Source organism: Methylophilus sp. TWE2 (assembly GCF_001183865.1).
Taxonomy (GTDB): domain Bacteria; phylum Pseudomonadota; class Gammaproteobacteria; order Burkholderiales; family Methylophilaceae; genus Methylophilus.
In genome coordinates this window covers 2,793,193-2,807,882 of the sequence record NZ_CP012020.1, presented here as the reverse complement: position 1 = coordinate 2,807,882, position 14,690 = coordinate 2,793,193, and the positions used below count along the sequence as shown (strand labels likewise).

14 protein-coding genes are annotated in these 14,690 nt (G+C 50.3%); 10 read left to right on the top strand and 4 right to left on the bottom strand.

Going from position 1 to position 14,690, the window contains the following annotated elements; translation table 11 throughout:
* The first annotated feature begins 29 nt into the window (after positions 1-29).
* Complete coding sequence (gene ahpC / locus ACJ67_RS13265; protein WP_018987528.1) at positions 30-593, top strand: alkyl hydroperoxide reductase subunit C; 564 nt, start codon at positions 30-32, stop codon at positions 591-593.
* A gap of 189 nt (positions 594-782) precedes the next feature.
* Positions 783-2,348 (top strand): alkyl hydroperoxide reductase subunit F, encoded by a 1,566-nt coding sequence (gene ahpF / locus ACJ67_RS13260; RefSeq protein ID WP_049639477.1) that lies wholly within the window; start codon positions 783-785, stop codon positions 2,346-2,348.
* A gap of 65 nt (positions 2,349-2,413) precedes the next feature.
* Here the strand turns inward: ahpF and ACJ67_RS13255 are convergent, their stop codons facing one another.
* A complete protein-coding gene (locus ACJ67_RS13255) occupies positions 2,414-4,045 on the bottom strand; it encodes an NAD(P)/FAD-dependent oxidoreductase (RefSeq protein ID WP_049639476.1) in 1,632 nt (543 codons plus the stop codon).
* A 179-nt stretch (positions 4,046-4,224) separates the two neighbouring features.
* On the opposite strand from ACJ67_RS13255, the gene ACJ67_RS13250 reads away from it, so the two are divergent.
* Positions 4,225-5,322: a diguanylate cyclase domain-containing protein gene (locus tag ACJ67_RS13250; protein ID WP_049639475.1), complete on the top strand. Its 1,098-nt coding sequence runs from the start codon at positions 4,225-4,227 to the stop codon at positions 5,320-5,322.
* Positions 5,323-5,332: 10 nt separating this feature from the next.
* Here ACJ67_RS13250 and ACJ67_RS13245 read toward each other — a convergent pair whose 3' ends face one another.
* Both ACJ67_RS13245 and ACJ67_RS13240 read right to left on the bottom strand, forming a co-directional pair.
* Positions 5,333-5,932: a DnaA ATPase domain-containing protein gene (locus tag ACJ67_RS13245; RefSeq protein WP_049639474.1), complete on the bottom strand. Its 600-nt coding sequence runs from the start codon at positions 5,930-5,932 to the stop codon at positions 5,333-5,335.
* Positions 5,933-5,958: 26 nt separating this feature from the next.
* A complete protein-coding gene (locus ACJ67_RS13240; RefSeq protein ID WP_049639473.1) occupies positions 5,959-7,089 on the bottom strand; it encodes an AI-2E family transporter in 1,131 nt (376 codons plus the stop codon).
* A 176-nt stretch (positions 7,090-7,265) separates the two neighbouring features.
* Between ACJ67_RS13240 and purM the strand changes: the two genes are divergently transcribed.
* The 5 genes from purM to pqqA all read left to right on the top strand — a co-directional run bounded on the left by purM (position 7,266) and on the right by pqqA (position 11,645).
* On the top strand, positions 7,266-8,312 hold the full coding sequence (purM, locus tag ACJ67_RS13235) for a phosphoribosylformylglycinamidine cyclo-ligase (protein WP_049639955.1): 1,047 nt from the start codon (positions 7,266-7,268) through the stop codon (positions 8,310-8,312).
* On the top strand, positions 8,312-9,019 hold the full coding sequence (locus ACJ67_RS13230) for a DUF3108 domain-containing protein (protein ID WP_049639472.1): 708 nt from the start codon (positions 8,312-8,314) through the stop codon (positions 9,017-9,019). The genes purM and ACJ67_RS13230 overlap by 1 nt, the downstream gene beginning before the upstream one ends.
* A 27-nt stretch (positions 9,020-9,046) precedes the next feature.
* Complete coding sequence (locus tag ACJ67_RS13225; RefSeq protein ID WP_049639471.1) at positions 9,047-10,141, top strand: DUF3108 domain-containing protein; 1,095 nt, start codon at positions 9,047-9,049, stop codon at positions 10,139-10,141.
* Between the two features lie 21 nt (positions 10,142-10,162).
* On the top strand, positions 10,163-11,440 hold the full coding sequence (locus ACJ67_RS13220) for an RsmB/NOP family class I SAM-dependent RNA methyltransferase (protein ID WP_049639470.1): 1,278 nt from the start codon (positions 10,163-10,165) through the stop codon (positions 11,438-11,440).
* A gap of 133 nt (positions 11,441-11,573) precedes the next feature.
* A complete protein-coding gene (gene pqqA / locus ACJ67_RS15140; protein ID WP_081624291.1) occupies positions 11,574-11,645 on the top strand; it encodes a pyrroloquinoline quinone precursor peptide PqqA in 72 nt (23 codons plus the stop codon).
* Between the two features lie 324 nt (positions 11,646-11,969).
* Here the strand turns inward: pqqA and ACJ67_RS13215 are convergent, their stop codons facing one another.
* Positions 11,970-12,374: a hypothetical protein gene (locus tag ACJ67_RS13215; protein ID WP_049639469.1), complete on the bottom strand. Its 405-nt coding sequence runs from the start codon at positions 12,372-12,374 to the stop codon at positions 11,970-11,972.
* A 482-nt stretch (positions 12,375-12,856) separates the two neighbouring features.
* Between ACJ67_RS13215 and ACJ67_RS13210 the strand changes: the two genes are divergently transcribed.
* Together ACJ67_RS13210 and ACJ67_RS13205 are read left to right on the top strand one after the other, a co-directional pair.
* Positions 12,857-14,086, top strand: a complete 1,230-nt coding sequence (locus tag ACJ67_RS13210; RefSeq protein ID WP_049639954.1) for a dicarboxylate/amino acid:cation symporter — start codon at positions 12,857-12,859, stop codon at positions 14,084-14,086.
* 11 nt (positions 14,087-14,097) lie between these two features.
* Positions 14,098-14,643, top strand: coding sequence for a GNAT family N-acetyltransferase (locus tag ACJ67_RS13205; protein ID WP_049639468.1), 546 nt, complete (start codon positions 14,098-14,100; stop codon positions 14,641-14,643).
* Positions 14,644-14,690: the final 47 nt, after the last annotated feature.

Sequence of the window (14,690 nt, the reverse complement as noted above, 5' to 3'; positions counted from 1 at the left end):
GTGTTTTATGAATCATAAAGGAGAACTACATGTCATTGATTAACACACAAGTACAACCATTCAAGGCGCAAGCATTCCACAACGGTAAATTTATCGAAGTCACTGACGAGTCTTTGAAAGGCAAATGGTCAGTGTTGATTTTCATGCCGGCAGCGTTCACTTTCAACTGCCCAACAGAAGTTGAAGATGCGGCTGATAACTACGCAGAATTCCAGAAGGCTGGTGCTGAAGTGTACATCGTGACCACCGATACCCACTTCTCCCACAAGGTTTGGCACGAGACTTCACCTGCAGTAGGCAAGGCAAAATTCCCACTGGTTGGCGATCCAACTCACCAATTGACACGTGCTTTTGACGTGCATATTGATGAAGAAGGTTTGGCATTACGCGGTACCTTCGTGATCAACCCAGACGGCGTGATCAAGACTGTTGAAGTACACAGCAACGAAATCGCCCGTGATGTAAAAGAAACCTTGCGCAAATTGAAGGCTGCGCAATACACCGCTGCTAACCCAGGCCAGGTGTGCCCAGCCAAGTGGAACGAAGGTGCAAAAACCTTGACTCCATCTTTGGACTTGGTAGGCAAGATCTAATCTCGTTGAGATTGGTATGAGCAACGCCCTGCGCCAGCAGGGCGCTCAGGAAAAGTCACATAGTGGATGTGTTGTCACTGTGGTTTTCCCTGAGCGAGTTTCCCCCAACCTTTTTTGATTGCCATGCATGATGGCCACGGCGTGTTGTTGCCTGAAGAAATGCACCAGCCGTGATTTTGGAGAATGAATATGTTAGATGACACCTTAAAGGCCCAGTTGCAAACCTACCTAGGCATGCTGCGCCAACCTATCCGTTTGATTGCTTCGCTTGATGGTAGCGAACGCGCCGCTGAAATGCGTGAACTGTTGCAAGAAATTGCCGCCTTGTCTGACAAGGTCAGCCTGGACGAGACTGGCGATGATGCACGCAAACCTTCATTCGTGATTGCCAAAGAAGGCGAAACCCATGGTGTGCGTTTCGCGGCGATTCCGCTAGGCCATGAGTTCACTTCATTGGTACTGGCCTTGTTGTGGACCGGCGGCCATCCACCAAAAGTGGAGCAGGATGTGCTTGACCAGATCAAGGCGCTGGATAGCGATTTGAATTTTGAAGTCTATATGAGCTTGTCTTGCCACAACTGCCCGGATGTGGTGCAGGCAACGACATTGATGACTGTGTTTAACCCACGTATCAATACGACAGTGATTGACGGCGCGCTGTTTCAGGACGAAGTCAATGAGCGCAATATCATGGCGGTACCAGCGACTTTCCTCAATGGCGAGACGTTCGCGTCTGGCCGTATGCTGGTGGAAGAAATTCTGGCCAAAGTGGATACTGGGGCAGTGGCAAAAGAGGCCGAAAAACTCAATGCCAGGGAGCCATTTGATGTGCTCGTGGTGGGTGGCGGTCCTGCAGGTGCTTCTGCTGCAATTTACGCAGCGCGTAAAGGCATACGTACCGGGATTGTGGCGGAACGTTTTGGTGGTCAGGTCAACGATACCCTGGCGATTGAAAACTTTATTTCTGTCAAAGAAACTGACGGGCCAAAACTGGTGGCTGCTTTGGAAGAGCACGTCAAAACCTATGATGTGGATATCATGCCTTTGCAACGCGCGGTGGGTCTGGCCGAACCCGCTAAAGCTGACAACAAACATGCCGGGTTGATCGAGGTGAAACTTGAAAGCGGTGCGACCCTGCGCAGCAAGTCAGTGATTCTGGCCACTGGTGCACGTTGGAAAAACCTTAACGTGCCTGGTGAGAGCGAGTATAAAAACAAAGGTGTGGCTTACTGCCCGCACTGCGATGGTCCGTTGTTTAAAGGCAAGCATGTCGCAGTGATTGGTGGTGGTAACTCCGGTGTGGAAGCCGCAATTGACCTCGCTGGTGTGGTTGGGCATGTCACCTTGCTGCAGTTTGATACTGAACTGAAAGCTGATGCGGTGTTGCAACGCAAATTGCGCTCACTGGAAAACGTGACGATTTTGACCAGCGCCCAAACGACCGAAATTACTGGTGACGGCACACGTGTGAATGGCTTGACTTATACGGACCGTGTCTCTGGTGAAAGCAAGCATGTGGCACTGGAAGGCGTGTTTATCCAGATTGGCCTGGTACCCAACAGTGACTGGTTGAAAGGCACCTTAGACCTGAGCAAATATGGTGAAATTGAAATTAACCACCACAATGCCACCTCGTTACCGGGCGTATTTGCGGCAGGGGATGTGACGACGATTCCCTACAAACAGATCATCATTGCGATGGGGGAAGGGTCAAATGCAGCACTGGGAGCTTTTGATTACCTGATTCGTCAATAGATGGCATCCCCATAAAAAAACCTGCTTAGGCAGGTTTTTTTATGGGGACTATTTCGGAGCCCTAGTCAGGAAGTGAGTGATAGCGAAACAGCTTCTGCCACTTTAATGCCATCCACCGCGGCTGACAGAATGCCCCCGGCATAGCCAGCGCCCTCACCGCAGGGAAACAGTCCTTTGGTGTTGATACTTTGCAGTGTGGCGTCGTCGCGTTTGATGCGGATCGGGCTGGAGGTGCGGGTTTCTACGCCGGTCAATACGCCATCTGCGAGGTCAAATCCTGGCACCTGTTTGGCAAAGGCTGGAATCGCTTCGCGCATGGCGGTAATGGCGAATTCTGGCAGTGCGGTATCCAGATTGGTCAAATGGACGCCTGGCGTATAGGAAGGTTGTACTTCGCCGAATTGCGTGGATGGCCGGTTGGCTAGAAAGTCGCCAATCAATTGGCCGGGGGCGGAATAGTTGCTACCCCCCAGCACATAGGCCTGGCTTTCCAGCTGGCGCTGGAATTCGACGCCGGCGAGAGGATGACCCGGGTAGTCAACTTCAGGCGTAATGCCGACCACAATCCCGGCATTCGCATTCCGCTCGTTGCGGCTATATTGGCTCATGCCGTTGGTCACCACTCGGTTTGGCTCAGAAGTGGCGGCAACCACGGTACCGCCCGGGCACATGCAAAAACTATACACGCTACGGCCATTTCGTGCGTGATGCACCAGCCTGTAATCCGCTGCTCCGAGTTTTTTAAGAATGTCATCGCTATAACTTTTACCATAGCGGGCACGGTCTATCAGGCTTTGTGGGTGCTCGATACGGAAGCCGATTGAGAACGGTTTGGCTTCGACATAAATGCCTTTTTCATGCACCATTTCAAAGGTGTCGCGCGCGCTGTGGCCTACCGCAAGTACCACATGATTGGTCGGGATAAACTCACCGCTATGTAGCGTGACGCCCTGCACCTGGTTGTTTTCGATGGCAATGTCCGTCACCCGGCTTTCAAAGCGAATCTCACCGCCCAGGCTGATAATGGTGTTACGCATTTCTTCAACCATGCCGACCAAACGGAATGTACCAATATGTGGATGGCTGACGTAAAGAATTTCTTCTGGCGCTCCCGCCTTGACGAATTCCTGTAAAACCTTACGGCCGTAATGCTTGGGATCTTTGATCTGACTGTAGAGTTTGCCATCCGAGAAAGTGCCTGCACCGCCTTCGCCAAATTGCACATTGGATTCAGGGTTTAGCGTGCGTTTGCGCCAGAGCCCCCAGGTGTCTTTGGTACGTTTGCGTACTTCTTTGCCACGTTCAAGCACAATGGGATTGAATCCGGCCTGAGCAAGAATTAGCGCGGCAAAAATACCGGCCGGTCCAAAGCCGATCACGACGGGTCTGCGGGATTTGATTGCTGGTTGGCGCGCGACAAAATGATAGCGGGTATCAGGTGCTGGTTTGATGTGAGGGTCTTTTTTAAAGCGTGCCAATAGCTTGGCTTCGTTTTTGACCTCTACGTCAAGGTTGTATACATAAAGAATCGCATGGGATTTACGTGCATCCACGCCGCGCTTGAAAATCTCAAAGCGGAGTAAATCCGTTTCAGGAATTTCCAGGCGTTTGAGGATCGCAGCTTTGATCTGCTCGTCTTGATGTTTGAGCGTGTCGGCAAGCTCGATCGGCAGTTTGATTTCAGTTATTCTGAGCATGTTGGATAGTGGTTATCTATCAAAACTGTATTTTATTATATTCAGACTGGTCGTATCATGGATTTATTCTGCTTTGATTGAATCTACGCAAAAAAATGACGATATAAACTCGTATGTTTAACTACAAGCGACGAATACTTATCCCGTTAATCATTGCTTCCGCATTATTGTGCGTCTCAATGATGGGGCTTTTTGTTGCCATGTATCAGCTGGTGGATTATTCAGAGAAAAAGGATCTGGTCGATAGGCAGCGCTATCAGTTGGTGGCGCTAAGCAAGGCCATCACAAACGCTGAGAATGGGCAGCGTGGATATTTGCTGACGGGACATGTCTTATTTCTGGACACACTTGAACGAGGACGTGATGAGGCTTCGCAAGCCATTGCCCAGCTCGAAAATGGTTGGGCGATTGACTCGGCCACGAGATCATTGCTGACAAAAATCAAGCACCTGGTACAGCAGAAATTTAATATGATGGATAAAAGTGTGCAGGTGCAGATCCATGCAGGCGAATATGCTCCGCATCTATCATTGAGTAGGGATCGCGGACGTGAGTTAATGAAGCTGATTGATGGGCATCTGGCGCAGATCGATGAGCAGTTGATTATGCAGCGTCAAGGGTTTGAGCAAGCGATTCGCAATCGTATTGTGGTGTCGGTCACTGTAGCAATTATATTGGGTATTGTGATTATCAGCGTCTTGGTGTTTTCTTATCTCAACACCACCAACTTGCTGGGGCAAGTCATCGAAAATCAGGCCGTGGCGAAACAGCTTAGTCATCAGGCTGATCATGATTTGCTGACTGGTTTGCCCAATCGCCGTAGTGTGAATGTTTATCTGGAAAATACTTACGAATTAGCCAGGATAGGCTCCAAACAGTTCGCGGTCTTTTTTATGGACCTGGATGGGTTCAAGCAAGTGAATGATGCCTATGGCCATGAGCTGGGCGATGCCTTGCTGATAGAGGTGGCAAATATGTTTAAAAAAATACTCAGGCAATCTGACTTTCTGGCGCGCCAGGGGGGAGACGAATTTGTGTTGGTCGTCAGCAGCTATTTGCATCGGCTGGAGTTGACGCAGTTGGCGCATCGCCTCATACAGTTATTTGCGCAGCCGGTGATAGTCAATGGTATTCCGCTGGAAATCGGTGTCAGCATTGGCATTGCCGAATACCCGCATCATGGAAAGAACGTCAAACAGCTGTTGCATGTAGCAGATAAAGCCATGTATGAATCGAAAAAGAATGGTAAGAACCGTTACAGTTTTGGCAGTGAGTAAACGAAAAGTTTTATAGGGAGTCCTGCAGCATTTTCCTCAGTGATTGCAGTGTGATGGCTTTCTTGGTTGTCAGCGACCATTCATCGAGCGCCTCCAGCACTGCCATCAAGGTGGGCAAATCGCGGCGCAAATAGCGCAGGCAGTAAGCAATCACTTCGTCTGGTAACTTCATGCCGCGCTCGCGGGCATGGGCACGCAGTGCATCGGCTTTTTCGTCATCACTCAAGGGATGTAATTGGTAAACCAGCCCCCAGGCCAGCCGGGTGGCCAGGTCGTCACGCAAGTCCATTTGAGTGGGCGCGTGGCTGCCAGCCGTGACCAACATGCCGCCTTCGGCCTTGATCTGGTTGTAGGTATCAAACAGGATGATTTGTGATTCTTCATCCAGTGTATGCACATCATCTGCAATATGCGCCCCCATGGCCTGTGCGGCAAGCAGCAGGTGACTTTTGCCACTGCCAGGCTCGCCCCACAGATAAATAAAGTGTGTGGTGGCAACGCCGGATAGCACGTCTTGCAAGCTTGCTAGCGCCTCCTGGTTCTGGCCGGGTATAAAGTTATCGAAGCCTGGCGCAGCAGGCGGTTGGATATTCAGTAACAGTTGTTTCACAGCGTTAATTTCTAGTCTTCAGGCAGTCATTCATCCAGCGTTTGGATGATTTGAGGTTGGCTGCTTAAATATGCCTCGCTACGCAAATAGCTTTGTTTGGTGTGGCGAACACCCACAGCAATGGCCGCGCTGACCGGTAGTGCCAGCAATACGCCGGCAAACCCAAACAGTTGCCCGCCAGCCATTAAAGCCAGAATGACCAACACAGGATGTAAACCGATACGGTCACCGACCAGGATAGGTGTCAGGAAAAAACTTTCAACGAATTGCCCCACTCCGAATACCAGCAACACTGGAATCACTTCAGGTAAGGAGGCGAATTGCAGCAAAGCCAGCAATACAGCCATGATAAAAGCCAGCGCAAAACCGAGGTAGGGCACAAAACTGAGTAGCCCGGCAATCATGCCAATGGAAAGGGCCATGTCCAGGCCCACCAGCCACAAGCCAATACTGTAAAACACGCATAACGAGAGCATGACTGATAACTGCCCGCGTAAAAATTCAGCCACCACACTGTCGATGTCCCGGCAGAGCGTCTTTACTCGGCCTATCCAGTTACGCGGAATCAGGTCACCGATTTCGGCCATCATGGCATCCCAGTCGCGCAGGAAGTAAAACAGGACTACAGGTAGCAACAATATGTTGGCAAGCATGCCGATCAGGCTCAATCCTTTTTGCCCGGCACTCAGCAGCACGTTGCCTATCATGCCGCCAGCAGTTTGCCAGTGCTCGCTAATCAGTTTCTGTATGTCGGTGCGGTCAATATTTAGGCGGATACCAAATTGTTGCAACAGCCAGGGCTCGACTTGCTGGTGAAAGTGATCCAATAACAGTGGCAGGCGTTGGGCAATCAGGGTGGATTGTTGTTGCAGCAGGGGGATGATGATCAGCAGCAAGCCAGTGACGACCAGGATCACGCCAGTCATGACCAGCAAGGTTGCCAAAGTGCGACCGACTTGCCGGTTGCCGTAGCCCACTTCGCTTAATTTGTCGACCAATGGGTCCAGCATGTAGGCAATGACAGCCGCCGCCAGAAAAGGGGTCAGGATAGGTTCAAGTAAGTAAAACAGGTAGATGACGACAGCGGTCACGATCCACCAGCGATGGTCACTGACAAACTGCGTTGCAATAGACTTCTGATGATCTTGGTCAGACATGGGCACCTGTCACACACATCCGCAATCCGGCATAGGTCGAAGTGGCAAGATGCGTTAAAATAATGATTATTTTAAAATTATACTGAATTTCAACGCTGTATCGCGCTTTGTTGCAAACATCGGCGCTGTTTACAGCCGTTCACCTGATTAATCGCATTGAAAGAAACGAGAGTACTTTGACGACTTCTTCTGATAAAACTTCTATCACCTACCGTGATGCCGGTGTCGATATCGAGGCGGGTGATGCCTTGGTCGAGCAAATCAAACCGTTTGCCAAACGCACGCTACGTCCTGAAGTCATGGGCGGTATCGGCGGTTTTGGTTCGCTGTTTGCCATGCCCAAAAAATTCAAGGAGCCTGTGCTGGTTTCCGGGACTGATGGCGTGGGTACCAAACTCAAACTGGCTTTCCAGTTGAACAAACACGATACCGTGGGTATAGACCTGGTCGCCATGAGTGTCAACGATATCCTGGTGCAAGGTGCCGAACCGCTGTTTTTCCTCGATTATTTTGCCTGTGGCAAACTCGAAGTGGGTACTGCGGCAGCGGTGATCAAGGGCATTGCGCAAGGCTGTGAAGAGTCTGGCTGTGCGCTGGTGGGCGGTGAAACTGCCGAAATGCCTGGCATGTACCCAGCCGGTGAATATGATTTGGCTGGCTTTGCTGTCGGTTGTGTCGACAAAGCAAACATTATTGATGGCTCTACGATCAAGGCAGGGGACGTCGTATTAGGCCTGGCGTCCAGCGGCGCACACTCCAACGGCTACTCCCTGATCCGTAAACTGATTGAAAAATCAGGCATTGATATGGAATCTGATTTTCATGGTCGCACATTCAAAGATGTGGTCATGGCACCAACCAAATTATATGTAAAGTCTATCCTCAAGTTGCTGGAAACCTTGCCTGTGAAGGGCATGGCGCATATTACCGGCGGCGGCATTACCGAGAATATTCCTCGTGTATTGCCCCAAGGCCTGACGGCAGAAGTGCAGAAATCTAGCTGGACCTTGCCACCACTGTTCCAGTGGTTGCAGGCACAAGGCAATATCGAGCCGCTGGAAATGTACCGTACCTTTAACTGCGGTATCGGGATGGCGGTGATTGTTGCGGCCGAGCATGCTGAGCAGGCTCAGTCGGTATTGGCCGAGGCAGGGGAAACGGTTTACCGCATTGGCCACATTCGTGCGCAGCAGGCGGGTGAAGCGCCTACTGTGGTGGTGTAATGCTGCTTTTTCGTCGGCAGGGCTATCGTCATTACATCGCCAGTGGATTGGCGATTATTGTGCTGCTGGTGTCGCCATTGTTATCGGCGGCACCCAAGCAGCTAACGCTCAAATATGACTTGCTGCAACAAGGCGTCAGCATCGCTACCGTTGAAGACCAGCTCAGTGTCACGGGCAACCGTTACCAGATCGACTCCCTGGCAGAGGGAAAAGGCATTTACAAGCTCATGGGTGAGCGCACACTTTCAAGCCAGGGCCTTATTATCAGTAATGCTTTGCGTCCTGATCGTTTTGAGTCGCGACAGTCCAAGCATCCCAATAAAACCTTGATCAGCGAGTTTGACTGGGCCAAAAAAGTGCTCAAGATGCAGATTAAAGATGCCCAGGAAACCGAAAAATTGGCCAAAGGTAGCCAGGATTTATTAAGTGTCATGTATTGCTGGATGTGGCAACCGCCGAAGGGAAAAGGGGTTAATCTAGCCGTTGCAAACGGTAAAAAACTTTCTCCGCATGCGTTTGTTGTCACTGAGGAAAGCACCCCCCTGGAAACTGAAGCTGGTACATTTAAAGTTGTTAAATTGACCGATGCTGAAGGTGAGAAGACCCTCTATCTGGCAAAGGATAAAGGATATCTGCCAGTCAAGCTGGTAGTGAAGGATGATGGTAAACATATGGAGCAGGTGATCACCAGTATCACCGGTCAATAACGGGGTTTGCCCATCGGGAAGCGCGTGATGCAATCATCCGGCCTGCGACACTGGATTCAACAGCATGTTTCCTGGCCATTGGCGCTGGCGTTATGCCTTTCGTTATTGGTACATGTGTTCTTCTTTAGCGAGGTGGATTGGCGTAGCTGGTTTGTAAATGAGAAGCCGGCGCCAGCGGTATTACAGGCACGTTTACTGCCACTGTCATCGCCGGTTGCATCGTTAGCAATCCCAACGGTTACGCCAAAACCAGCCAGGCAGAGGGCAGCCAAGCCAGAGCCGGTGCAGACGCCAGAGCCACCTCCCTCCAGCCCTGCGTCGCCGGTTGAAGCGTCAGCAGTGGATGAGCAGGTCCCTGACACAGAAGTCACTGAGCCGCAATCTGCTATCAGTGAAGAAGAAAAGCAGGCAAGGTTGGCAGAAATCACCGCTTGGCATGAAATGGATCATCCCGAGAACGAGGCGGAAGACGCTAAACCTGCGCCTTACCAGCATGTAAGTACTGACTTTTCCGTATTCGTCAATGGAGATGAGCGTCCAGCAGGTACTGCAAACATTGAGTATGTGCGAGAAGAGTCAGGCAGTTACAAGCTGCGCTGGCTGGTAGAAGGCAAAGGGCTACTAAAATTGCTGTATCCTTCGCTGGAGCAGCAAAGTCAGGGTGAAATCAGCCCGCGCGGATTAAAGCCGCATTTTTATCGCTATGCGTTTGGCAGCCGCGCCAGTAAAACGTATGAGGCCACGTTTGACTGGGAAACCAATATCATTACCCTGAAAACGAGTAAGGGCGAGCAGCGGTTGGACTTGCGTGTCAATACGCAAGACTTGCTGAGTTTTATGTACCAGTTTATGTTTGTGCCGCCGTTGCAGGAAATGCATGTCACGCTGACAAACGGCCGCCGGCTGGGAGAGTACGAATATATGTTTGAAGGTGAAGAACCCCTGGTCATTGCCGACCAGACCATCCAGACCGTGCATATTGCCCATACGCGTGGCGACACTGATGAAAAAGTAGACTTATGGCTGGCCAGCGATTACCGCTTTGTGCCAGTCAAAATCAAAAAACTGGAGAAAAACGGCATGGTGATTGAACAAGTTGCCACGCGGTTGATCGCCGAATAATGCAAGTATTGAAAGAACCTGATGAACCAAACCCTGATGCGCCAGACGGCGATGCTGTTAAATGACCTGCTCAAATTTGAAAGCCCGGCGGATGCCAGGCTAGGCGAATTTTTCCGCCAGCACCGCGAGTTGGGTACCAAAGATCGTGCCTGGGTGGCTGAAACTGCTTACGGAGTACTCCGCCGATACCGCTACCTGAGCACGCTGACGCTGGAGGGACCAGATGACCACGAAGATACGCGCAAATTAATCATTGCCTGGCTGCTCAAGGTAGAAGGTAAAAGCATACGCGACCTTGAGGACCTGCTCGATGAGCGCCAGAAGGAATGGGCGGTCACCATCAAAGCTAAAAACAGTGAAGGCTTTGCCCCCGCCGTATTGGCCGATGTACGTGACTGGTTCTGGGAAAAGCTGGTCGCCCAGTATGGCGAAGCCGAGGCAATGACCATCTGCCGCAGCATGTTCGAACAGGCCAGCCTGGATTTGCGCGTCAACACCATCAAGGCCAACCGCGAAGAAGTATTGTCACGCATGCTGGCAGAAAACACGGTGAAAGATAACGTTATCACGCCAACGCCTTACTCACCTGTTGGTATCCGTATGGGTGCCCGGTTGAATATAGGCAAACACATCTTGTTTACCGAAGGCAAAATTGAAGTGCAGGATGAAGGCAGCCAGTTACTCAGTTACCTGGTTGCCCCCAAGCGTGGCCAGATGGTCGCAGACCTGTGTGCTGGCGCTGGTGGTAAAACGCTGGCATTGGGTGCACTCATGAAAAACACTGGCCGCTTATATGCGTTTGATGTCTCGGAAAAACGCCTGAATAACCTAGGTCAACGCCTCAAGCGTAGCGGATTATCCAACCTGCAAGCACAACTCATCAACAACGAAAACGACCTCAAACTTAAACGTCTCAACGGCAAGTTTGACCGCGTGCTGGTGGATGCTCCGTGTAGCGGCCTGGGGACGTTAAGAAGAAATCCCGATTTGAAATGGCGTCAAACCGAGCAGGATGTGGCCGAACTGAATGTTAAACAAACCAATATCCTCGCCCGTGCAGCCAAGCTATGTAAAGCGGGCGGCCGTGTGGTCTATGCGACTTGCAGTTTGTTACGCGACGAAAATGAGGCGATTGCCGAAGCATTTCTACAAGCGCATCCAGACTTTAAACTGGTTCCTGCAAATGAAGTGCTCGCTCAGCAAAACATTGTGCTGGATACCGGCGAGTATCTAAAGTTGTTGCCACATCTGCATGGTACGGATGGCTTTTTTGCTGCGGTGTTTGAAAAAGCGGTTTAATACCTGAATGCTTATCAGCAACTGCGGAAAATCATGAGCATCATTCAAGTAAAACAGCACTCAACAGAAATAAAGGCCAAGCGCATACTGTGCACACGTTTGATCGATTGTTAACCCTTGAAGGAGAAACACCATGTGGACTAAACCAGCTGCTACCGAAATGCGTTTTGGCTTTGAAGTCACTATGTACGTGATGAACAAATAATTTTAGCTTAGGCTGAAATGACAGAAACCCGACCGAGAGTCGGGTTTTTTGTTGGTTGGTGGCACCGTTTGTAGGGTTTCCCGTATGTACCCAACCGAGTGGCTGAACACAACCAGGTGATGAATGTTCGAGGGCATCATACTGCGGACTTTAAACGAGTTTGCTCTACTCGGGACCTGTCGGTTTTGTTTGGGTGATCGCTCGAAGTGCAGTTGCCAAAAGGGATCTAGATTTAAGTGCATCTTGATCCCTAACACTTAAAATCTTCATCCGTATAATGCATATTAGAAGATTCCACCTGGCCAACGGTCTAACCTACAACACTCAATGCGCCGTTTCTGATTTGACGGGGGCTAGAGAAATTGTGACCTCCTCTGGGTAGCGGTACATTGCTCCAGTGATCATGTCTGTAATTCCAAAATCAATTAAAACGCCTGTTACCCCTGCACCGGTCGCACCACTTACTACTTTTGTTGTAGATTGTTCGTATCCAGGTGCATTACATGTCACGATAATGTCATCTTTATCTTTACCAACATAAATCGTATTTGAGCTTGCGCTTACCCGGCCAAGTTTCCCATCGCCGATACGAGTAATTTCACACAAGGTGGATGGTGGCTCAAGTTTGAACGAAATAGCTTGCTGCGTGCCTTGGGTAACAGTAGCACAACCAGTCACCATGAGTACACATGCGATGGGGGATAGTAAACTCACTTGATTCTTCTTCATAAAACTCCCTGATTATTGTTTAGATTAAAAATGCGGGATCAGAAGTTAACACAAAATTACCTTGTAATGAATGATCCAGAGAAAAATAAGTTTCGTAGAATCTAGGTTAATAGTCTGAAAACCATTGGGGCAATAAAGTAGTCAACCAGAGCATGAAAGTTTTTGAATTTGTGAAGATCATAAGTTTGGCTGTAGGTCTGCCGTTCCTGGCAATAATCATAGTTTCAGTTTGAATGCTTTTCACAGATTAGGCTAATTCATACTGGGTTGTTTTTGCTTCTATTTTTCACCGTTTGCAGCATCTCGCTCTCGATTTAATCTCTAAAATTAGACTAGCCAATCTGCGTGTCAGGAGTGATCTATTTTTAAATTTTTTAAATGTAAATGCCCATTATTGACTGACTACTCTTACATTACCTGCCTTTATTCATACAAGGTAAAGTATCATTTCCTTAACCCTTTTCACTCTGAAAATCCACATGATGAAACTTCCCAGCCTGAACACCCAAATTTTAATCGCTGCCATCGTGGGTATTTTGTTTGGATGGTTTGCGCATGGCGGGGAACATGAAACTGCGTTGTATGGCGCCAGTCTCGTAGGCACGCTATTTATCGATTTACTTAAAATGGTGCTGGTGCCGCTAGTGTTTTGCAGCATTGTGGTGGGCATTGCCAATTTGCGCCAGCATCAGCAGATGCACAGGGTATGGCGTTATACATTACTGTTTTTTATCAGCAGTATGCTAGTGGCAATTGTGATTGGCCTGGCGGCAAGCAATCTGTTTAAGCCGGGGGCAGGCTTGCATTTGGCCATGTTTGAGGGGGCGATTCAACAGTTTGAGGCAAAGTCTATGTCACTGCCGGATTTTTTTGCCAGTTTTTTGCATGGCCTGTTCATGAACCCTTTTAAGGCGCTGGCCGAGGGCCAAATTCTGGCGGTGGTGATGTTTGCGTTACTAAGCGGCATTGCGCTGGTGATGGGCGGTGCGCAATTTGATGGTTTGCGCAGTTTGTTTGAGCAGGGCTTGGCTTTGTCTATGCGGCTGGTGGGTTGGATCATGCAGCTGGCGCCTCTGGGCGTAGGGGCGTTGTTGTTTAAACTGGTGGCGCAACAGGATGTGGCGATATTGCAGGTGTTGGCGCGGTTTGCAGCAGTGGTGGTAGGTTCGACTTTGTTGCATGGTCTGCTAGTGTTGCCGTTGGTGTTGTGGCTGTTTACCCGTCACTCGCCCTTGTGGCTTTGGCGCGGCGCGCGCGAGGCGCTGGTCACGGCATTTGCCACCAGCTCCAGCAGTGCCACATTACCGGTGACCTTGCGTTGTGTGACGCAGCATTTGCATGTGAAGCCGGAAATTGCAGGATTTGTGATCCCGCTGGGGGCGACCATTAATATGGATGGTACAGCGCTCTATGAAGCAGCGGCGGCCTTGTTTATTGCGCAACTGGCGGGGGTGGATTTGAATCTCGTCCAGCAACTGGTGGTTTGTTTTACCGCGATGATTGCTGGCATGGGGGCACCTGGTATCCCCAGCGCGGGCATGGTCACCATGGTGATGGTGCTGCAAAGTGTGGGGCTGCCCGCGGAGGCCATTGCCATTTTGTTGCCTATAGACCGGTTGCTGGATACTTTACGCACCACTGTTAATGTTGAGGGAGACATGGTGGGTAGTCTGGTGGTGCAGCATATGACAGCTGTCCGTCCCCGCGTGTAAGTGTGATCGTTATGCTAATACAACGTCTTGCCCAAGCATCAGATGTCCCCGTGTTATGTGCCCTGGTCAATGCGGCTTACCGGGGAGAGACCAGTCGCGCCGGATGGACCACGGAAGCGGATTTGTTGACCGGAGTGCGAACCAGTGAACGGACGATACAAGCTTTATTGGCACGTGATGATGCCTGTATTCTCATCGGCGAAGATGCCAGTGGTGTGATGGCTGCTAGTGTTTGCCTTGAGCAGCATCCTGAGGAGACTGGCACCGTCAAATTAGGCATGATTGCCGTTTCACCGCTGTTGCAGAACCGTGGTTACGGCAAGGCCATGATACTCGCCGCCGAAAAGTTGGCGGTATCCCAATGGGCCGCGCAAAGGGCGCAAATGATGGTGATCAGTTTGCGCGAGGAGCTTATCGCATTTTATCGGCGGTTAGGCTACCAGCCTACGGGGGAGACACTGCCTTTTCCGCACCAGCCTGATATGTGGCAGCCGCAAGTAGAAAATATGCAACTCATCACATTGCAAAAAAGCTTATCCTCGCCTTTTGCAACTTGACCGTTCTGCAAAACCCGCGTACATTCGAACGCTTATGCACAAGCAAT

Bases quoted from the DNA above. Each gene is read 5' to 3' on its own strand.
- ahpC (WP_018987528.1), top strand. From the start codon at position 30: ATGTCATTGATTAACACACAAGTACAACCATTCAAGGCGCAAGCATTC.
- ahpF (WP_049639477.1), top strand. From the start codon at position 783: ATGTTAGATGACACCTTAAAGGCCCAGTTGCAAACCTACCTAGGCATG.
- ACJ67_RS13255 (WP_049639476.1), bottom strand. From the start codon at position 4,045: ATGCTCAGAATAACTGAAATCAAACTGCCGATCGAGCTTGCCGACACG.
- ACJ67_RS13250 (WP_049639475.1), top strand. From the start codon at position 4,225: ATGATGGGGCTTTTTGTTGCCATGTATCAGCTGGTGGATTATTCAGAG.
- ACJ67_RS13240 (WP_049639473.1), bottom strand. From the start codon at position 7,089: ATGTCTGACCAAGATCATCAGAAGTCTATTGCAACGCAGTTTGTCAGT.
- ACJ67_RS13230 (WP_049639472.1), top strand. From the start codon at position 8,312: ATGCTGCTTTTTCGTCGGCAGGGCTATCGTCATTACATCGCCAGTGGA.
- ACJ67_RS13225 (WP_049639471.1), top strand. From the start codon at position 9,047: ATGCAATCATCCGGCCTGCGACACTGGATTCAACAGCATGTTTCCTGG.
- ACJ67_RS13220 (WP_049639470.1), top strand. From the start codon at position 10,163: ATGAACCAAACCCTGATGCGCCAGACGGCGATGCTGTTAAATGACCTG.
- ACJ67_RS13215 (WP_049639469.1), bottom strand. From the start codon at position 12,374: ATGAAGAAGAATCAAGTGAGTTTACTATCCCCCATCGCATGTGTACTC.
- ACJ67_RS13210 (WP_049639954.1), top strand. From the start codon at position 12,857: ATGAAACTTCCCAGCCTGAACACCCAAATTTTAATCGCTGCCATCGTG.
- ACJ67_RS13205 (WP_049639468.1), top strand. From the start codon at position 14,098: ATGCTAATACAACGTCTTGCCCAAGCATCAGATGTCCCCGTGTTATGT.